At 66.4% G+C, this 19,849-nt stretch carries 13 protein-coding genes; 8 read left to right on the top strand and 5 right to left on the bottom strand.

The genetic code is table 11. The features are described from left to right. Positions 1-317: 317 nt before the first annotated feature. The 3 genes from map (at position 318) to PXJ20_RS12425 (ending at position 5,670) form a co-directional block, all read left to right on the top strand. The gene (map, locus tag PXJ20_RS12435) at positions 318-1,142 is read left to right on the top strand and encodes a type I methionyl aminopeptidase (protein ID WP_017778136.1); all 825 of its coding nucleotides are present in this window, start codon (positions 318-320) and stop codon (positions 1,140-1,142) included. Between the two features lie 71 nt (positions 1,143-1,213). Beyond that, positions 1,214-3,787, top strand: coding sequence for a [protein-PII] uridylyltransferase (locus PXJ20_RS12430; RefSeq protein WP_017778135.1), 2,574 nt, complete (start codon positions 1,214-1,216; stop codon positions 3,785-3,787). A gap of 1,064 nt (positions 3,788-4,851) precedes the next feature. After that, positions 4,852-5,670, top strand: coding sequence for a pseudouridine synthase (locus PXJ20_RS12425; protein WP_325101067.1), 819 nt, complete (start codon positions 4,852-4,854; stop codon positions 5,668-5,670). A gap of 60 nt (positions 5,671-5,730) precedes the next feature. Here the strand turns inward: PXJ20_RS12425 and def are convergent, their stop codons facing one another. The 5 genes from def to PXJ20_RS12400 form a co-directional block, all read right to left on the bottom strand. After that, complete coding sequence (def, locus tag PXJ20_RS12420) at positions 5,731-6,264, bottom strand: peptide deformylase (protein ID WP_017778133.1); 534 nt, start codon at positions 6,262-6,264, stop codon at positions 5,731-5,733. Continuing rightward, positions 6,261-8,312, bottom strand: a complete 2,052-nt coding sequence (gene ligA / locus PXJ20_RS12415; RefSeq protein WP_421030838.1) for an NAD-dependent DNA ligase LigA — start codon at positions 8,310-8,312, stop codon at positions 6,261-6,263. Before ligA ends, def begins: the two co-directional genes overlap by 4 nt. 334 nt (positions 8,313-8,646) lie before the next feature. Continuing rightward, positions 8,647-9,876 carry a cell division protein ZipA C-terminal FtsZ-binding domain-containing protein gene (locus PXJ20_RS12410; RefSeq protein ID WP_421030837.1) on the bottom strand — a complete coding sequence of 410 codons (1,230 nt, stop codon included), beginning with the start codon at positions 9,874-9,876 and terminating at the stop codon, positions 8,647-8,649. 130 nt (positions 9,877-10,006) lie between these two features. Then, positions 10,007-13,525, bottom strand: a complete 3,519-nt coding sequence (gene smc, locus PXJ20_RS12405; RefSeq protein WP_421030836.1) for a chromosome segregation protein SMC — start codon at positions 13,523-13,525, stop codon at positions 10,007-10,009. Positions 13,526-13,679: 154 nt separating this feature from the next. Further along, complete coding sequence (locus PXJ20_RS12400; RefSeq protein ID WP_421031012.1) at positions 13,680-14,678, bottom strand: DMT family transporter; 999 nt, start codon at positions 14,676-14,678, stop codon at positions 13,680-13,682. Between the two features lie 410 nt (positions 14,679-15,088). On the opposite strand from PXJ20_RS12400, the gene dapC reads away from it, so the two are divergent. The 5 genes from dapC (at position 15,089) to prmB (ending at position 19,815) form a co-directional block, all read left to right on the top strand. Then, complete coding sequence (gene dapC, locus PXJ20_RS12395) at positions 15,089-16,318, top strand: succinyldiaminopimelate transaminase (RefSeq protein ID WP_421030835.1); 1,230 nt, start codon at positions 15,089-15,091, stop codon at positions 16,316-16,318. 146 nt (positions 16,319-16,464) lie between these two features. Beyond that, complete coding sequence (gene dapD / locus PXJ20_RS12390; protein WP_017778126.1) at positions 16,465-17,292, top strand: 2,3,4,5-tetrahydropyridine-2,6-dicarboxylate N-succinyltransferase; 828 nt, start codon at positions 16,465-16,467, stop codon at positions 17,290-17,292. Position 17,293: 1 nt separating this feature from the next. Then, entirely contained in the window at positions 17,294-17,656 is a 363-nt protein-coding gene (locus PXJ20_RS12385) for an ArsC family reductase (RefSeq protein WP_017778125.1), read from the top strand. Between the two features lie 84 nt (positions 17,657-17,740). After that, positions 17,741-18,880 carry a succinyl-diaminopimelate desuccinylase gene (gene dapE, locus PXJ20_RS12380; protein ID WP_421030834.1) on the top strand — a complete coding sequence of 380 codons (1,140 nt, stop codon included), beginning with the start codon at positions 17,741-17,743 and terminating at the stop codon, positions 18,878-18,880. 38 nt (positions 18,881-18,918) lie between these two features. Then, positions 18,919-19,815, top strand: coding sequence for a 50S ribosomal protein L3 N(5)-glutamine methyltransferase (prmB, locus tag PXJ20_RS12375; protein WP_199541527.1), 897 nt, complete (start codon positions 18,919-18,921; stop codon positions 19,813-19,815). The last annotated feature ends 34 nt before the right edge of the window (positions 19,816-19,849 follow it).

The raw sequence follows: 19,849 nt of genomic DNA, 5'->3' as shown, positions 1-19,849 counted from the left end.
CAGACCACCTTTCACACTTGCAGCGTCAGGTCCAAGCCACTCCACCGTGTTCGCCGGATTCATCGGGCCCGCCTTTCGGCCAGCCCGCAATCCGGGAAAACCGGGAGCGACTTAGCCAATAAGTATAGCACGCGACTGTTTCACGACTCAACCCAAGGCCAGCATGCCGCGGCATGACCTCCCAGCGGACGGATGGCCGATCACCTCCTTTCATCGCCTTAGGTGACGGGGTCCGCCGCCCTTTCCAGGCTTGCCAAACCTCTGCGGCACGGCGCGTTAGGTGCGATAATTGCGTTTTATTGCCGTTTAGCCAGCAAATGCTGAGCTCCGCCATGGCCATTACGATCAAGAACGAACACGACATCGCGCAGATGCGCGTTGCCTGCCGCCTCGCAAGCGAGGTGCTCGACTACATCACGCCGTTTGTCGCAGCCGGCGCCACCACCGGTGAACTGGACCGCCTGTGCCACGAGTACATGCTCAATGTCCAGGGCACCGTACCGGCGCCGCTCAACTATCAGCCTCCGGGCTATCCGCCGTACCCGAAGGCGACTTGCATTTCCGTCAACGACGTGATCTGCCACGGCATCCCCGGCGACAAGACGCTCAAAAACGGCGATGCGCTCAACATCGACATCACCGTGATCAAGAACGGCTATTTCGGCGACACGAGCCGCATGTTCATCGTCGGCGAAGGGTCCATTCTCGCGAAGCGCCTCGTTCAGGTCACCTACGAGTGCATGTGGCTCGGCATCGACCAGGTACGCCCCGGCGGGCATCTGGGCGACATCGGCCACGCGATCCAGCGGCACGCCGAGAACAACGGTTACAGCGTGGTGCGCGAGTACTGCGGCCACGGCATCGGTACCGTGTTCCACGAAGACCCGCAGGTGCTCCACTACGGTCGCCCGGGCACGGGCATCGAACTTCAGCCGGGCATGATCTTCACCGTGGAGCCGATGATCAACGCCGGCCGCCGCGACATTCGCACTATGCCCGACCAGTGGACGGTCAAGACCAAGGACCGCAGCCTCTCGGCGCAATGGGAGCACACGGTGCTCGTCACGGAAACAGGATACGAGGTGCTGACGGTCTCGGCCGGCACGCCCGCGCGCCCCGACATCGTCGCCGCGGCCGCCTGAGCGGCCTTTCCGCTCAGCGCCTGCTGCCCCCGCTCCCCGGTCCTCCGTCCTCTGTCTCGACACGCCCGCCCATGAGTGTTCCCGCTGTCGCCCTTCCCGATACGTCTTCGCTCAGGACGGACTACAAGGCGGCCAAAGCCGCCCTGCTCGAGCGGTTCCGCACCGCCACCAACGTCGATGCCCTGATGCGGGCGCTCGCGCGTCTCACCGACGACACGCTGCGCCGCGCCTGGCAAGCCTGCGAGCTGCCAGACGCGCTGACGCTCGCCGCCGTCGGCGGATTCGGGCGCGGCGAACTCGCACCGCATTCGGACGTCGACATTCTGGTGTTGCTGCCCGACGACCCGCCGCACGTCGAGGCGCGCATCGAGCGCTTCATCGGCCTTGCCTGGGACCTCGGGCTGGAACTGGGCAGCAGCGTGCGCACGGTGTCGCAATGCGTCGAGGAAGCCGCGAACGACGTCACGGTACGCACCTCGCTGCTCGAAGCACGGTTCATCACAGGCAGCGCCGGTCTCTTCGACGACTTCTCGCACTGCTACCACGCCGGGCTCGATCCGCGCGCGTTCTTCCAGGCGAAGGTGCTGGAAATGCGCCAGCGCCACGCGAAGTTCCAGGACACGCCTTACGCGCTCGAACCGAACGTGAAGGAAAGCCCGGGCGGCCTGCGCGACCTGCAACTGATCCTCTGGATCACCCAGGCCGCGGGCTTCGGCAGCAGCTGGCGCGAACTCGACCAGCGCGGGCTCATCACCGGCCGCGAAGCGCGCGAGCTGCGCCGCAACGAGCGTTTTCTCAAATCGCTGCGCGCCCGGCTGCATGTCGTTTCGGGACGCCGCCAGGACATCCTCGTATTCGACCTGCAAACGCCCGTGGCCGAGAGTTTCGGCTATCGTGCAAGCGGGGCGAGGCGTGCCAGCGAGCAGCTGATGCGCCGCTACTACTGGGCCGCCAAAGCAGTCACGCAGCTCTCGACCATCCTGATCCAGAACATCGAGGCCCAGCTCTTCCCGAAGACGAGCGGCATCACGCGGGTGCTCTCGGACCATTTCGTCGAAAAGCAGGGCATGCTCGAAATCGCCAGCGACGACGTGTTCCAGCGCGAACCGCATGCCATCCTCGAAGCTTTCCTGCTCTACGAGAAGACGCCGGGCGTGAAAGGCCTGTCGGCACGCACGCTGCGCGCGCTCTACAACGCACGCGACGCGATGGATCAGCACTGGCGCCGGGACCCCGAAAACCGGCGCCTCTTCATGGAAATCCTGAAGGCGCCCGAGGGCATCACGCACGCCATGCGTCTCATGAACCAGACGAGCGTGCTGGGCCGCTATCTGCTGAACTTCCGGCGCATCGTCGGCCAGATGCAGCACGACCTGTATCACGTCTACACAGTCGATCAGCACATCCTGATGGTGCTGCGCAACCTGCGCCGCTTCGCCGTGCCGGAACACGCGCACGAATATCCGTTCTGCAGCCAGTTGATCGCCAACTTCGAGCGGCCCTGGGTGCTCTACGTGGCGGCGCTCTTTCACGACATCGCGAAGGGCCGCGGCGGCGATCACTCCACGCTCGGCATGGCCGACGCGCGGCGTTTCTGCAGGGAACACGGCATCGAAGGCGACGACGCAGCGCTCGTGGTCTGGCTCGTGCAGCACCACCTCACGATGAGCCACGTCGCGCAGAAGCAGGACACGAGCGACCCGGAGGTGATCCGGCGCTTCGCGGAGCTGGTCGGCACCGAGCGCCGGCTCACGGCGCTTTACCTGCTGACCGTGGCCGATATCCGCGGCACGAGCCCGAAGGTATGGAACAACTGGAAGGGCAAGCTGCTCGAGGACCTGTATCGCGCAACGCTGGCCGTGCTCGGCGGCGCCCGCCCGGACGCGCACTCGGAGCTCAAGTCGCGCCAGGAAGAGGCGCTCGCGCTGCTGCGGCTCGAAACCGTGCCCGAGCACGCGCATCGTGCGCTCTGGGATCAGCTCGACGTGGGCTACTTCCTGCGCCACGACGCAGCCGACATCGCGTGGCAAACGCGTGTGCTGTATCGCCATGTGCAGGCGGAGGCGCCCGTGGTGCGCGCGCGCCCGTCGCCGATCGGCGAGGCGTTGCAGGTGCTCGTCTACCTGAAGGACCGCCCTGACCTCTTCGCCGGCATCTGCGCGTATTTCGACCGCAACGGCCTCTCGGTGCTCGACGCGCGCGTGAGCACCACGAAACACGGCTACGCGCTCGACAACTTTCTCGTCGCATACACCGAAGGCGACGTCCACTATCGCGACATCGCGAACCTCGTGGAGCAGGAGCTGACGGCGCGGCTGGCCGCTCCCGGCACGCTGCTGCCCGAGCCGTCGAAGGGGCGCCTGTCGCGCCTGTCGCGCACCTTCCCCATTACGCCGCGCGTCGACCTGCGGGCCGACGAGCGCGGTCAGTACTACATCCTTTCCGTGTCGGCCAACGACCGGCCGGGCCTTCTCTATTCGATCGCGCGCGTGCTGGCCGAGCACCGGGTCGGCGTCCATGCGGCGCGGATCAACACGCTCGGCGAACGCGTCGAAGACGTGTTTCTGCTGGACGGACACGGGCTGTCCGACAACCGGCTCCAGATTCAAGTCGAAACCGAGCTGCTGCGCGCGATCGCAGTCTGAAAAAATCCATGCGAGTCAAACTGACAGCCAAGCATCCGCGGCCGACGGCGCCCGAGCGCGCCCCCGTTCGTTCCGGTAGCGCAACCGCGCGCAAACCCAGCCGCCCCGCCACGACGACTCCGTCGGGGGCTGGCGCAGGCGCACCGAAATTTGCCGGCGCAAAACGCGGCGCGGGCACGGCAACCGGAACGGGACCTCGATCGGGCTCGAAGCCCGGCGCAGCCGATGCGGGCGGGAAACGGCCTCGGCCGGCCGCAAAGGCTTCGGCGGGGACCGGCGCAAAATGGGGCGACCGCGCGGGCGATCGCAGGAATGACCGGGGAACGGTTCGATCGGCCGGCGCAGCCGATGCGGCACGCGAGGGTGGACGCAATCGCACAGCCACAGGGCCGGGCGCGCCACGCGCATCGGGGTTTGGGCGCTCCGACGGGAAATTCAAGACTCGTACAGAAGCAGGCGGAGATCACCCATCGCGGCCCCGCGCGGGCGCTGCGTCGGATCAGCCGACAGGAGCTGAACGCCGACGCGCCGAAAAGTCAGGGTTTGGACCAGCCGGCGAGCGCAGACCGCGCGGCCCAGCTCGTGAAGCCGAGGGTGCCTACCGTGCCACGAACCGCAGAGCCGAAGATTCGCGCGGGCCAACGCGCGACGCCGAGGGTGCGCGCCGGGCTGTCCGGCGAACGGACGGACCGCGAACCGACGCGGCACGCAGGACGGACGGCGTGCGCGGCTCGGCGGCAACGGACCGCCCTCGCCGCGCGCCCTCTTCAGCGCCTTCATCCTCGCCCCGGCGCGACGAACCGGCGCGAGGTTTCGGCGGGGGCGGCCGAAGATCGGACACGCCTGCACAAGACGCCGAATCGCGCACTGGTCGATTCGAGCGCTCGCCACGCGCCGGCTCCTCGGGCGCAGATCACTCCGGGCGGCCCTATGCGAAGCCCGTGAAAGGCGCGTATCGGGAGGACCGTCGGGACGGTGGCAACCGCGGCGGCGACCAACGAAGCGACCGCGGCGCGCCCGCGGCAGGCAAGCCTGCCCGCCGACCCTCTACTCGAGCCGAGGCGGTGCCCGCGAAGGCGAAGCCCTCGCCTCGTCCTGAAGCCGTCCGCTTCCATGAAGACGAGCCGGGCACGCTGCGCCTGTCGAAGCGCATGTCGGAACTCGGCCTGTGTTCGCGGCGGGAAGCCGACGAGTGGATCGAGAAAGGCTGGGTGCTCGTGGATGGCGTGCTCGTGGATACGCTCGGGGCCAAGGTGCGCCCCGAGCAGCAGATCGAGATCAACCCGGCGGCGCGCGCAGCCCAGGCCCGCCAGGTAACGATCCTGCTGCACAAACCGGTTGGCTTCGTCTCCGGACAGGCCGAGGACGGCTACCCTCCTGCGGCGACGCTCGTCACGCCCGCCAATCACTGGGACGGCGACCGCTCCGGTATCCGCTTTTCGCCTTTGCATCTGCGCACGCTCGCGCCCGCAGGCCGCCTCGACATCGATTCGACTGGTCTGCTCGTGCTGACCCAGGACGGCCGCGTCGCAAAGCAATTGATCGGCGAACAGTCCGACGTCGACAAGGAGTACCTCGTGCGCGTGACGTACGGCGACTTGAGCACCGACATCGACCAGCACTTTCCGGCGGAAAGTCTCGCGATGCTGCGTCACGGCCTTGCGCTTGACGACGCCCCACTCAAGCCAGCTATGGTCAGCTGGCAGAACGGCGAACAACTGCGCTTCGTGCTGCGCGAAGGCAAGAAGCGGCAGATTCGCCGCATGTGCGAGCTGGTAGGCCTGAAGGTGGTGGGCCTCAAACGCGTGCGGATGGGCCGGGTGACGCTGGGCGCGCTGCCGCAAGGCCAATGGCGTTACATGACGCCGGACGAATCGTTCTGACCGTCCCCAAGGCGCGCAGCAGGCAACTCGCCCTGCTGCGCGCCGGTCACACCAATCACATCAATCGTCCTGACCCGGATCGAGGTCCGGAAACAGGACATCGGTAAAACCGAACTTCGAGAAGTCCGTGATCCGCATGGGGTACAGCTTGCCGATCAGGTGATCGCATTCGTGCTGCACCACGCGTGCGTGAAAACCCTCTGCGACGCGATCGATCGGTTTGCCGAACTGATCGAAGCCTTCGTAGCGGATCATCGAGAACCGGTTCACCATCCCGCGCAGGCCGGGCACCGAGAGGCAGCCTTCCCAGCCTTCCTCCTGATCCTGCGACACCGGATGGATGATCGGATTGATGAGCACCGTTTCGGGCACAGGCGGCGCGTCGGGATAACGCTCGTTCTGGCCGAAACCGAAAATCACCACCTGCAAATCGACGCCGATCTGTGGTGCGGCAAGCCCGGCACCGTTCGCATCGTGCATGGTGTCGAACATATCGGCGATGAGCTCATGCAGTTCGGGCGTGTCGAAATGATCGACCGGGCGCGCGATGCCGAGCAGGCGCGGATCGCCCATTCTGAGAATTTCGCGAATCATGGCGTGTGACCCTCCAGCAGCTTGCGCATACCTTCTTCGTCGAGTACGGGAACGCCGAGTTCCTCGGCTTTCGCGAGCTTGCTGCCCGCGTCCGCACCTGCGACCACGTAATCCGTTTTTTTCGACACCGATCCGGCCACCTTCGCGCCCGCGGCCTCCAGCATTTCCTTCGCCGCTTCGCGCGTGAGGGTCGGCAACGTGCCCGTCAGCACCACCGTTTTGCCGGCCAGCATGCCTTGCGGCGCTCTGGGCGCAGGCGGCCCTTCTGCCCAGGTCACCCGACCCGGCGCCCGCAGTTGCTCGATCACGGTGCGGTTGTGCTCCTCGGCAAAGAACTGGTGAATCGACTCGGCCACCACAGGGCCTACGTCGTTCACCTCCAGGAGTTCTTCCACCGACGCGTTCATGACGGGATCGAGCGAACCGAAGTGCTTCGCGAGGTCTTTCGCCGTGGACTCACCCACATGACGGATACCGAGTGCGTAGAGGAACCGCGCGAGCGTCGTCTTCTTTGCCTTTTCGAGCGAATCCAGCAGATTCTGCGCCGACTTGTCCGCGAAGCGATCGAGCGCTGCAAGCGTGGAAAAGCCGAGGCTGAACAGGTCGGCCGGCGTACGCACGAGGTTCTGTTCGACAAGTTGGTCGATCACCTTCTCGCCCAGACCATCGATGTCCATGGCGCGACGCTGCGCGAAATGCCATAGCGCCTGCTTGCGTTGCGCCGGGCAAAAGAGCCCGCCCGTGCAGCGCGCGATGGCCTCGTCGGGCAACCGCTCGATGCGCGAGCCGCATACCGGGCAATGCGTGGGCATAACGAATGCACGCGCGTTAGCGGGACGCCGATCCAGCACCACGCTCACCACTTCCGGAATCACGTCGCCAGCGCGCCGCACCACGACCGTATCGCCAATGTGGATGTCCTTGCGGCGCACCTCATCCTCGTTGTGCAGCGTCGCATTCGTGACCGTCACGCCGCCCACGAACACCGGCTCGAGGCGCGCCACCGGCGTAATCGCGCCCGTGCGGCCTACCTGCACGTCGATGGCCAGGAGCTTCGTCAGCGCTTCCTGGGCAGGAAACTTGTGCGCGAGCGCGAAGCGCGGCGCACGCGAAACGAAACCGAGCGTGTCCTGCTGGTCCCGGCGGTTCACCTTGTAGACGACGCCGTCGATGTCATACGGCAGGTTGTCGCGCTTCTCCCCGATCGCGCGAAAGAAGCCAAGCAGCCCTTCCGCGCCCCGCACCACACGCCGCTCGCTGTTCACGGGCAAACCGAGGTCCACGTACCAGTCGAGCAGTTCGCTGTGGGTCGCGGGCATCTCCATGCCATCGAGCACGCCGATGCCATAGGCAAAAAACGATAGCGGACGGTGCGCGGTGATGCGCGTATCGAGCTGCCTCAAGCTGCCCGCCGCAGCATTGCGCGGGTTTGCGAATTCGCGCTGACCCGCCTCCCGCTGACGCTCGTTGAGGCGTTCGAAGTCACGGCGGAACATCAGCACTTCGCCGCGCACGTCGAGCACCCTGGGAACGCGCTTGCCCTTGAGCTTGAGCGGAATGGAGCGAATCGTGCGGACGTTCTCGGTGACGTTCTCGCCCGTCGTGCCGTCGCCTCGCGTAGCGGCCTGCACGAATTGCCCATCGACGTAGCGCAGCGAGATGGCGAGCCCGTCGAATTTCAGCTCACACGCGTAATCGACGTGAGCTACATCGAGCGTCTCGCACACGCGCCGGTCGAACGCGACGATGTCCTCGTCCTCGAAACCGTTGTTCAGCGACAGCATGGGTGCGTCGTGCACGACGGGCTCGAAACCGCTCGCCACCTCGCCGCCCACACGCTGGGTAGGCGATTCCGGCGTGATCAGATCCGGATGCTCGGCCTCGATCTGCTGCAGCTCGACGAACATCCTGTCGTACTCGGCGTCCGGCAGTTCCGGCTGATCGAGCACGTAGTACGCGTAATTCGCGCGTTCGAGCTCGTTGCGCAGCCATGCGGCGCGCTCGGCAGCGGGTGCGTGGACGGGTTCGCGGGCAGTCGTTCGGGCCATGCTGTGGGCAGGTTCGCAAGGAAATTGAGTCGTCAGATTATCGCAGGAAGCCGCCGCCGTGGCATCGGCCAAAAGGACAGCTTCACGCTCTGGGTGCGGCCCGCTATTGTCTCTTCGTACGTGCGGCGGCGAGCACTACCAGCGATCGACAGCGCTTCGCGAACAGGCCGGATGAAAGCGTGTCACGGGCCGGCTTAACGGGAAAGCGCCCAGCCTGTCAGGCTCGCAACGACCTGTGCAGCAACCGAACGCCGGAGCCTGCCGCCGCCCACCGTTTGCGGTGAGCGGGCCATGAAGATGCAAAGGAGGGAATAGAGTGAACCGACTGCTGGCGTTACTGACTGAAAAGCCGTCGCGTGGCCGCGGAGCCAGCGGGAATGCCGGCCTGCTCCAGCTTCGCGTAGAGCGTCATCAGCTGCTTTTCAATGGCAAGGAACGCGGCCTCGGGCAACGGACGGCGCTGGTCGTCCACCACGCGCCCGCCTATGCGCTCTGCGAGCGACTTCGCGTAGTCGCACATCAGGCGGAACGGCAGAATGTCCTCGTCGGCCACCGGTACGTCCAGCACCAGCGTGATCATCTGGCCACCCTTGTAGGTGAGGTCGTCGCGCAGGAAGTTGGTGTCGCCGAACTGCAGCATGAACACGGGGCTTTGCTTCGCGTCGAGCTTCACGAAACGTGTGCCATCGCGCGAAAGCAGCAGGCCGTCTTGGGAAGCGACCGCCTGCACGTAGTTGGCCGACCACGGCGCGCCGTCCGACATCACGTTGATCGAGAGTTGCGCGTCGCACTGTGCAGCGAAGCCATCCAGTTCGCGTGCCATCGACACGGTTTCCATCATGTCGGGAAACTCGGGCGCCGCGTCGAGCGCATCGGCAAATTGCTGCACGCCCGAAACGAACTCGGAGAACTCCAGTTCGTTAAGCGGCCCGTTGCGGTTGGCAAGCTGCGCTGCTGCGCGCAGTTCTTCATAGCGCACGCCGTTCTGCAGCAGTTCCCAGGCGCCGTCGCCCTCCGGCTTGCCCTCGATATGCACGGGCTTGCTGCCGGCCCGGCGAAGCCGCTGCGCAAGCGGAATGATGCGCTCGCCCGGCACGGGGCCCGCAAGCCGGATCGGCACGATGCAGTCGATGCGGCGATCCACCACGGCCGGCGGCGCAGCGGAAATCGTCGTGGCGGCGGGCAGCACCGGTTCGGTGCGTTCGTCATCGCTTTCGGCAGACTGCGGTTCGGCAAAGCCGCCATTGGGCGACGTGGTCTCCGCCTGAATATCGGCGGGCGTATCGAGCGGCGCCGCCGCTCCGAAGCCCGGCTCGATGCGCTCTTCCGCTTCGTCGCCCTGGCCGCCCGCCAGCGTGGGCTCGCGGCGCGTTACCGGCTGCGCGGGCTCGATGAACGGGCTCTGGTTCTCGTGATCTTCGCGGGCCAGCGTTTCCGCCGTCTCGGCCGGCATCGGCCTCGGCATTCTGCGGCGCACCTTCGCTGCCTGCCAGGCGTTGTACGCCACCACGCCCGCCACCACCACGGCACCCGCGCCGGTCAAACCGAGGGTCAACTCGTCCATGCATGCTCCATCAGCAATTCTTCTTCGAGCGATGCGCCGCACAAGGCATCGTCTGCGATGCGGCGCCGCGACGGTCCGGCACAGCGCTGCGCCGCCCGTCCGCCATGCGCGCCCGCGCGGCGCTCGCCAATCAAACGTTATTCTGGGCGAAACCAGCAGCCGTTTCCATGTCGACCGCGACGATACGCGACACGCCCTGCTCCTGCATCGTCACGCCGATCAACTGCTGCGCCATTTCCATCGCAATCTTGTTGTGCGAGATGAACAGGAACTGCGTCTTGTCCGACATCGCGCGCACCAGGTTGGCAAAACGTTCGGTATTCGCGTCGTCGAGCGGCGCGTCCACTTCGTCGAGCAGACAGAACGGCGCCGGATTCAGCTGGAACATCGCGAACACGAGCGCCGTGGCCGTGAGCGCTTTCTCGCCGCCCGAGAGCAGATGAATGGTCGAGTTCTTCTTGCCCGGCGGCTGCGCCATCACCTGCACGCCGGCATCGAGAATCTCGTCGCCCGTCATCATCAGCCGCGCCTGGCCACCGCCGAAGAGTCGCGGGAAAAGCTCGCCGAAGTGGCGATTCACCTCGTCGAACGTGCCTTGCAGCAGCGTGCGCGTTTCCTGGTCGATCTTGCGGATCGCGTCTTCGAGCGTTTCGATCGCGCTCGTCAAGTCAGCGGACTGCGCATCGAGGAAGGTCTTGCGCTCCTTCGCCGCAGCCAGTTCGTCGAGCGCGGCCATGTTGACCGGCCCGAGTGCCGCAATCGCGTTGTTGATGCGCGTCACTTCGCCCTGCAGATACGACGGCTTGAGATCCGGCGTGAGCTTGGCTTGCAGCGCAGCTTCGTCCACGCCGGCGGCTTGCAGCTGCTCGACGTACTGCTCGCCGCTCAAACGCGCGGCCTGTTCTTTCAGCTGCAATTCGGTGATGCGGTCGCGCAGCGGCTGCAGTGCGCGCTCGGCGGTGAGGCGCGTTTCGTCGGCCTGACGCAGCCTGGCCGTCAGATCGTCGAGCTCCATGCGCGCCAGGCGCAATGCCTCTTCCTTCTGCGAACGAATGTCGAGCGCGTCCTGCAGACCGGTGTGCGCGGTCTGCTCATTAATCGTTTCGAGTTCCGCACGGGCGTCCTCGAGCGAAGCTGCCACCCGCTCGCTCTGCTCATGCGCCACCTGGATGCTGCGCCGAAGCTCGTCGATACGGTTGGCCATGTTGCGCGCCGCAAAGCGCGCGTCGTTCGCGGCGCGCTCCAGGTCCCGCGCCGCACCACGCGCAGCGGTCAACTCTTCGTCGAGCGCTTCGAATGCGAGCTGGTTGTCTTCGTAGCGGGCCTGCAACTCGGCGAGCTCTGCGTCGTGACGCTCGAAATTCGCTTCCGACTCGGCCCGCAGCCCACGCTGCTCTTCAATCTGTGCAGCGATTTCTTCGCGTTCCTCGCGAATCTGCGTGCTGCGCGCCGTGTAGCGCTCGTGCGCCTGGGTGAGCTTCAGTACATCCAGCTGCAGCGCGTGCACGCGCTGCGTGGCGCGCTCGGCCTGCGCGCGCACGTCGGCGAGCGCCTGGGCTGCTTGCGTATGCGCTGCTTCGGCGCGGATCGCTGCGGCCTTCGCCTCGTCGGCAAGCAGCGCCTGGGCGCGCACCTGGCGCGTGAGGTTCTCGATTTCCTGCTGCCGCGCGAGCATACCGGCCTGCTCGGAATCGGCCGCATAGAGCTGCACGCCCACGCGCGTCACCACGTGACCGGCCTTCACGACGAAGGCGCCGCCCTCGGGCAACTGCGAACGCTGGGCGAGCGCTTGCGCAAGGTCGTCGGCAACGAACACCTGGCCCAACCAGTCGTTGAGCACCGCACGCAGCCCCGCGTCGTCGATACGCACGAGCGACAGCAGCGGATTCAGCGCCGCCGTTGCCGCCACCGGCTGACCGGCCACAGGCGGGGAATAGAACGCGAGCTTGGCGGGTGGCGCGTCGGTAGCGAACGCCTTCACCCAGTCGAGATTCGAGACTTCGAGCGCCGCCAGCCGCTCGCGCAGCACCGCTTCGAGCGCCGTTTCCCAGCCGGCCTCGACGTGCAGCTTCTTCCACAGGCGCGGCAGGGTGGCGAGTTCGTGCTTCTCGAGCCACGGCTGGATCTTGCCCTCGGTCTGGACGTTTTCCTGGAGCTGCTTCAACGCCGCAAGACGGGCTTCAAGCTGGTGGATCTGCGCGCTTTCGGCCTGCACGCGCTCATGGGCGGCGCGGCGCTCGGCGTCGAGACGCGGCACCGTTTCCTGCGCTTCTGCGAGCTGGTCCTGGGCGTCACGCAGAATTTCCTCGTGCTCGGCGAGTTGCATGCGCAGTTCTTCGAGCTGCGCCTCGTCCGGGGCGTCGAGACCACTTGCCTCGGCCTTCAACCGCTCCTCGCGCTGCTGAAGCTGTTGCAGCATCTGATCGGCGTTGCGCTGATGGGCAGCTTCCAGCTTGATAGCCTGCTCGGTTTGCGCGATGCCCGCGCGCTCGTCGTTGAGCTGCCCCTGGGCGTCACGCCAGCGCGCTTCGAGCGCGGGCAGCGCGTCGTGCTTCGCGGCGGCGTCATCCTCGGCGAGCGTCGCTTTTTCCTCGGCGATCGCGAGCTGTTCTTCGGCGTCTTCCAGGTCGCCCTGGGCCTTCTGGGCCTGCGCGAGCCATTGCTCGCGCTGCGCCGTGAGCGCTGCGATCTGCGCCTGTGCCCGGTTACGCGACTCGACAATGAACTTGATCTCGGCTTCGAGCCGACTCACCTCGGCGTTGGCTTCGTAGAGCGCGCCCTGTGCGCCCTGCATCGCGTCGGTCGCGGAGTAATGGGCGACGCGCAGCGTTTCGAGTTGCGCCTCCACTTCGCGCAGCTGCGCGGTGTGCGCTTCGAGGTCGATCTGCGCCTGCTCGATGGCGCGCTGCTGGCGCTGCTGCTCGCTCGCCGCCTCGTTCTTGCGCAACAGCCACAACAGGCGCTGTTTCTCTTCGCCATCGGACTGCAGTTCGCGAAACTTCGTGGCCACCACGGCCTGGCCCTCGAGCTTGTCGAGGTTCGTGGTCAGTTCGCGGATGATGTCTTCGACGCGCGTGAGGTTCTCGCGCGTGTCGTGCAGCCGGTTTTCCGTCTCGCGGCGGCGCTCCTTGTACTTCGACACGCCCGCGGCCTCTTCGAGGAACACGCGCAGCTCTTCGGGCTTCGCCTCGATGATGCGCGCGATCATGCCCTGGCCGATGATCGCGTACGCACGCGGCCCGAGACCGGTGCCGAGGAAGATGTCCTGGATGTCGCGGCGGCGCGCCGGCAGGTTGTTGATGTAGTAGCTCGACGTGCCATCGCGCGTCAGCACGCGCTTGACGGCAATCTCGGCATACTGGCCCCACTGGCCCGCGGCGCGGCCGTCCGCATTGTCGAACACGAGTTCGACGCTTGCGCGGCTGCCCGGCTTGCGCGCAGTCGAGCCGTTGAAGATCACGTCCTGCATCGACTCGCCGCGCAGTTCCGAGGCGCGCGACTCGCCGAGCACCCAGCGCACGGCGTCGATGATGTTGGACTTGCCGCACCCATTAGGGCCGACCACGCCGACGAGCTGGCCCGGAACCTGAAAATGCGTGGGATCGACGAATGACTTGAAGCCAGCGAGTTTTATCGAGGTCAGACGCACGGCGATATCGCTGATTTATAAGGGATTGAAAACTGGATCGCGCCCCGTGCCGGAACGCGGCGCCGCCGGTGCGGCGCGCGTTTTCCGTTGACGGAGCGCCATACGGATACGCCGCAGGCACGCGAGACAGCGCACCTGCGGCGGGTAGCGGCAATCATACCATCGCGCGTGATCGATTCCGACGCGGCGTGCGCCCGTCCGGACCGCTTTCCGGCTCGTGCCGGTCTTCGGTGTCCTGTTCGCCGCCCGGCCCGTCGCCCTTCTGGTCGCCCTTCTGGTCGCCCTTCTGCTGGCCCTGCTGCTGACTCGTATCGCGATGTATCCAGCTCGAAAGCAGCGAGGCGAGCACGATGCACGCACCGCCCGCCCATTCGCGCGGGCCCGGCACTTCGCCGGCGAAGAGCCACGCGGTGAGCGCGGTCACGACGAGTTCGAACAGCATGATGATGGATGCGCGATTAGCCGGCACGCGAGCGAGCCCGTACTGGACGAGCATGTTGTTCGACGCCAGCACGAACCCGAGCGCCAGCACGAGCAGTGCCGCGATAGCCAGATGGCCGCCCGCGGGCGGCGCAGGCATCGGCTCGAACAACGACGCACAGGCGCTGAAGAGCGCGGCGCCGCCGAAGATCGTCGCCGTGCGCATCTCGGGTTTCATCTGCGGCAGCACCCGGCTCGCCTTGAGGATCAACACGTTGCTCATGGCAAAGCCCATGCCGCCGGCGAGGCCGCCCCATTCCGCCGCGTTGGCGGGCACCGGCAGGCCGGCCTGCGGCGACCACAGCATCAGCATCGCGCCGCCCAGCGACAGCGCCGCGAGACCGGCGCCGCCCCACGTCAGCCGCTCGTGCAGGATGAAATGCGCAAAGAGCGCGGTCCATGCCGGCGTCAGATAGAAGAGCAGCAGCACCCGCATTACTTCGCCGTGAATCGAGCCCCAGACGAAGCCGAGGTTGGTCACGCCGGCCGCGAGCCCGAGCGCCGGCAAGATCCAGTGCCACCGCACGCTCGCAATCGCGCGACGGCGCAGCGCGAGCACGAACAGGCAGCCGGCGGCGCTCGTCGCCGCGCTCGCGGCGGTGCCTGTCACGCCGAGGGACGCCAGCATGCGCAGCGGGTACCAGACCATGCCCCACACCGAAGCGCCCAGCATGATCGCGAGCGTGGGCCAACTGGTGGACCAGCTCGCGGCACCGTTTGTCGGCGTGTTCGGGCGCGCGTTTGTGCGCGTGTCTGAACGAATCCGGTCATTCATTGCGGCCAACCTCCGCGGCCTTCCGCTACCTGACCGTGGTCCACACCCTCATTGCTCGGTAACGTCAATCTGCATCCTTTCGTGTCTTCGTGTTTTCGCGGAGCATTCCGGGCGGCGTACCGCCTTGACTGGCTGGCCCAACCCCTCGCGTTCCCGGCACTCCACGCTATAATCGCCCGCTTGAAGTTCGCCGCAGCAACCGCACGCCTCGCGGCTCGCTGCATCTGCGTCGGGCCGGCTTCCATGGTGGCCGGCGCGTACCTCGCTCACCTGTCGCTGTACGTCTTCGATCAGCCCTGATCCGCCAAGTGAACCCGCTCCTCGACACCCTTCAGTCCTATCCCTTCGAAAAGCTGCGCGCGCTCTTTGCCGACGTCACGCCGCCGCACGACCTGCGCCACATCAGCTTCGGCATCGGGGAGCCCAAACATCCTACGCCCGCGCTTGTGCGCGAGGCAGTGATCGCTTCGCTCGACGGCCTGTCGGCCTATCCCGCTACGGCAGGATCGGACGCGCTGCGCGAGACCATCGCGCGCTGGGTCACGCAGCGCTACGGCCTGCCGGCTGTCGATGCGAAGACGCAGGTGCTGCCGGTTTCCGGTTCGCGCGAAGCGCTCTTCGCGCTCGCGCAGGCGGTGGTCGATCCGACCGCTGGCGTCAAGGATCCCGCGAAACGGCCGATCGTACTCTGTCCGAACCCGTTCTACCAAATCTACGAGGGTGCGGCGCTGCTCGCGGGTGCCGAGCCGTATTTCGCCAACAGCGATCCGGCGCGCAATTTCGCCTGCGACTACTCGGCCGTGCCCGACGACATCTGGGCGCGCACCAAGCTGCTTTACGTCTGCTCGCCGGGCAACCCGACGGGCGCGGTGCTCACGCTCGACGACTGGCGCGAACTCTTCGCGCTGTCGGACCGGTACGGCTTTGTGATCGCTTCCGACGAGTGCTATTCGGAAATCTACTTCGACGAGAACGCCCCGCCGCTCGGCGGACTCGAGGCGGCACACCGGCTCGGGCGCGGATTCGATCGCCTCGTGATGCTGTCGAGCCTCTCGAAGCGCTCGAACGTGCCCGGCATGCGCTCGGGCTTCGTCGCGGGCGACGCCGCCATTCTCAAGCCGTTCCTGCTCTACCGCACCTACCACGGTGCGGCGCTCTCGACGGTCTGGCAAAGCGCCAGCATCGCCGCATGGAACGACGAGGCCCACGTGCGCGAGAACCGCGCGAAGTATGTGCAGAAGTTTTCCACGGTCACGCCGATGATCGCGGATGTCCTCGACGTGCGCATGCCCGACGCCGCGTTCTACCTCTGGGCGAACGTGGCGCGCACTGGCCTTTCGGATACCGCCTTCGCCCGGCAACTGTACGCCGACTATAATGTGACGGTTCTGCCGGGCTCGTATCTCGCGCGCACCGCACATGGCGTCAATCCAGGGCGCGATTTCGTCCGTCTGGCGCTCGTCGCCGGCGTCGACGAATGCGTCGAGGGCGCGAGGCGGATCGTTTCGTTCTGCCGCGCGCTTTGCGCGGCGAGCTAAGCCGATCCGGGACGCGCCGGGCACCGTCGAGGCGCCAGACACCGGCCGCGCGCGGCGCTACGACACCGCACAAGCGGCGCGCCTGCAGCCAACGGCGAGGCGCCACGCTTCTCTTCCACTGTCTTTCACTTCCAGCAACCACGAACATGTCGCAACAACTTCAGCAGATCATCGACACCGCCTGGGACAACCGCGCCGAGCTGTCGCCGAAATCGGCCTCTCCGGAAGTGCGTGACGCCGTCGCGCACGCCATCGAGCAACTCGACCGCGGCACACTGCGCGTCGCCGAAAAGAAAGACGGCCAGTGGATCGTCAACCAGTGGCTGAAGAAGGCGGTGCTGCTGTCGTTTCGCCTGGAAGACAACGTGCCGATGCCGGCGGGCGGCTACTCCCAGTTCTACGACAAGGTGCCCTCGAAGTTCGCCAACTACACGGCCGAAGACTTCGCCGCGGGCGGGTTTCGCGTCGTGCCGCCCGCCATTGCGCGGCGCGGCTCGTTTATCGCGAAGAACGTCGTGCTGATGCCGTCGTACACGAACATCGGCGCTTACGTGGACGAAGGCACGATGGTCGACACGTGGGCCACCGTCGGTTCGTGTGCGCAGATCGGCAAGAACGTGCACCTGTCGGGCGGCGTGGGCATCGGCGGCGTGCTGGAGCCGCTGCAGGCCAACCCCGTCATCATCGAGGACAACTGCTTCATCGGCGCGCGCTCGGAAGTGGTGGAAGGCGTGATCGTCGAAGAGAACTCGGTGATCTCGATGGGCGTCTACCTCGGCCAGAGCACCAAGATCTACGACCGCGAAACCGGCGAAGTGACCTATGGCCGCATTCCTGCGGGCTCCGTCGTGGTGGCGGGCAACCTGCCGTCGAAGGACGGTTCGCACAGCCTCTACTGCGCCGTGATCGTGAAGAAGGTGGACGCGAAGACGCGCGCGAAGGTCGGGCTGAACGAACTGCTGCGGGGCGACTGAGATGGCCGCCGGCAAAACGGTCGTCTACGGCATTCCGAACTGCGACACGGTGAAGAAGGCGCGCGTGTGGCTTGAAGAGCACGGCGTCGCGTTCGAGTTCCACGACTTCAAGAAAGCCGGCGTCACGGCGCCGCTTCTCAAGGGCTGGTTGAAGCAAGTGCCGCTCGACACGCTCGTGAACCGGCGCGGCACGACGTGGCGCGGCCTCGACGACGACGCGAAGGCCGCGGCGCAGAACGAGGCCGGCGCGATCGCGCTGATGATCGAGAAGCCCTCCGTCATCAAACGCCCGGTGGTAGTCGTGGACGGGCACGTGAAAACGCTCGGCTTCTCGGCCGACCACTATGCGGCGCTCTTCGCCTAGCGCGGCGGCGCTTTGGCGCCGTCTGTAACCCATGCTGTTGCCGGCCCGCGGGCCGGCAATTTTCTTATCGGAAGCCTCGTTCCCATGTCCGGCACCCTCGCCCTTACCGAACAGCTGATTGCCCGCGCATCGGTCACGCCCGACGATCAGCACTGCCAGCAGATCCTGATCGAGCGCCTCGCGCCGCTGGGCTTCGCGTGCGAAACCATCGAGTCGCACGGCGTCACCAATCTCTGGGCCGTCAAGCGCGGCACCGACGGCACCAACGGCAAGCTGCTCGCCTTCGCGGGCCACACCGACGTCGTGCCGACCGGCCCGCTCGAACAATGGCGTTCGCCGCCGTTCGTGCCCGCCATTCGCGACGGCAAGCTCTACGGTCGCGGCGCCGCGGATATGAAGACGTCGCTCGCCGGTTTCGTCGTGGCAAGCGAAGAATTCGTGGCGGCGCATCCGCAGCATCGCGGCTCCGTTGCCTTCCTCATCACGAGCGACGAGGAAGGCCCGGCCACGGATGGCACCGTCAAGGTGGTCGACCGGCTCGAAGCGCGCGGCGAGCGGCTCGACTACTGCATCGTCGGCGAACCCACGTCCACGGCCACGCTCGGCGACGTCGTGAAGAACGGCCGGCGCGGCTCGATGAGCGGCAAGCTCACCATCAAGGGCGTGCAGGGACATATCGCGTATCCGCACCTCGCGAAGAATCCCGTTCATCTGTTGGCGCCGGCCTTGGCCGAACTCGTAGCCGAACGCTGGGACGACGGCAACGAATACTTTCCGCCCACCACGTGGCAGGTGTCGAACCTGCACAGCGGCACGGGCGCGAGCAACGTGATTCCGGGCCACGCCGACGTGCTCTTCAACTTCCGCTTCTCGACCGCGAGCACGGTGGAAGGACTGCAGCAGCGCGTGCACGCGATCCTCGACCGCCATGGGCTCGACTACGATCTTCAATGGACCGTGAGCGGCCTGCCGTTCCTCACGCCGCGCGGCGAGTTGTCGAGCGCGCTCGAGAAGGCGATTCGCGACGAGACCGGTGTCTCCACCGAACTCTCCACCACGGGCGGCACCTCGGACGGCCGCTTCATCGCACGCATCTGCCCGCAGGTGGTCGAATTCGGGCCGCCGAACGGCAGCATCCACAAGATCGACGAGCATATCGACGTAGCCTTCGTCGAACCGCTCAAGAATGTCTACCGGCGCGTGCTCGAACAGCTGATCGCCTGATGCGACCACGCACGCCGACACGACACGAGGAGTCCACCATGCCGCATCCGCTTTGCGCCACCTTCCAGACCGTGCGCGACCTGCTGCGTTACGCGGTCACACGTTTCAATGAAGCCGAACTGGCATTCGGCCACGGCACCACGAACGCCTACGACGAAGCCGCGTATCTGATTCTCCACACGCTGCATCTGCCGCTCGACCTGCTCGATCCGTTTCTCGACGCGCGCCTCACAGACGAGGAAACGACAACCGTGCTCGGCGTGATCGAGCGCCGCGCCACCGAGCGCGTGCCGGCTGCCTACATCACGCACGAAGCATGGATGCACGGCGTGCGCTTTTACGTGGATGAGCGCGTGATCGTGCCGCGCTCGTTCATCGGCGAGCTGCTGCAGGACGGCTTGCAGCCCTACGTCGAAGACCCGGAACTGGTCGGCGCGGTGCTTGAACTTTGCACGGGCTCGGGTTGCCTCGCCGTGCTCGCCGCCCACGCGTTCCCGAACGCGGACATCGATGCCGTGGACCTCTCGGCGCCGGCGCTCGAAGTCGCGGCACGCAACGTCCATGAGCACGACCTCGACGAGCGCATCTCGCTCTTTCAGGGCGATCTGTTCGCCCCGCTGCCCGAGCGCCGCTACGACGTCATCATCACGAATCCGCCGTACGTCAACGCGGAATCGATGCAGACGCTGCCCGCCGAGTACCGGCACGAACCGGAAATGGCACTCGCGGGCGGTGCCGACGGCATGGACATCGTCCGCCGCATCATCGGCGAGGCGCGCCGCTGGCTGACAGACGAAGGCGTGCTCGTGGTCGAGATCGGTAACGAGCGCGCGAATGTCGAAGCGGCGTTCGGCGGGCTCGATCTGGTCTGGCTGCCGACGAGCGCCGGTGACGACAACGTGTTCCTGATCCAGGCCGCGGACCTGCCGGGCTGAACGAGGCCGAGTGACCGGCCGACGCCCGACGACC

It is taken from the genome of Paraburkholderia sp. A1RI_3L (genome assembly GCF_048957895.1).
Taxonomy (GTDB): domain Bacteria; phylum Pseudomonadota; class Gammaproteobacteria; order Burkholderiales; family Burkholderiaceae; genus Paraburkholderia; species Paraburkholderia kururiensis.
This window is presented reverse-complemented; position numbering and strand designations above follow the sequence as displayed.

What these genes read in the sequence shown, in the direction of transcription:
- map (WP_017778136.1), top strand. Translation starts at nt 318, where the DNA reads ATGCTGAGCTCCGCCATGGCCATTACGATCAAGAACGAACACGACATC.
- PXJ20_RS12430 (WP_017778135.1), top strand. Translation starts at nt 1,214, where the DNA reads ATGAGTGTTCCCGCTGTCGCCCTTCCCGATACGTCTTCGCTCAGGACG.
- def (WP_017778133.1), bottom strand. Translation starts at nt 6,264, where the DNA reads ATGATTCGCGAAATTCTCAGAATGGGCGATCCGCGCCTGCTCGGCATC.
- ligA (WP_421030838.1), bottom strand. Translation starts at nt 8,312, where the DNA reads ATGGCCCGAACGACTGCCCGCGAACCCGTCCACGCACCCGCTGCCGAG.
- PXJ20_RS12410 (WP_421030837.1), bottom strand. Translation starts at nt 9,876, where the DNA reads ATGGACGAGTTGACCCTCGGTTTGACCGGCGCGGGTGCCGTGGTGGTG.
- PXJ20_RS12400 (WP_421031012.1), bottom strand. Translation starts at nt 14,678, where the DNA reads ATGCTGGGCGCTTCGGTGTGGGGCATGGTCTGGTACCCGCTGCGCATG.
- dapD (WP_017778126.1), top strand. Translation starts at nt 16,465, where the DNA reads ATGTCGCAACAACTTCAGCAGATCATCGACACCGCCTGGGACAACCGC.
- PXJ20_RS12385 (WP_017778125.1), top strand. Translation starts at nt 17,294, where the DNA reads ATGGCCGCCGGCAAAACGGTCGTCTACGGCATTCCGAACTGCGACACG.
- dapE (WP_421030834.1), top strand. Translation starts at nt 17,741, where the DNA reads ATGTCCGGCACCCTCGCCCTTACCGAACAGCTGATTGCCCGCGCATCG.
- prmB (WP_199541527.1), top strand. Translation starts at nt 18,919, where the DNA reads ATGCCGCATCCGCTTTGCGCCACCTTCCAGACCGTGCGCGACCTGCTG.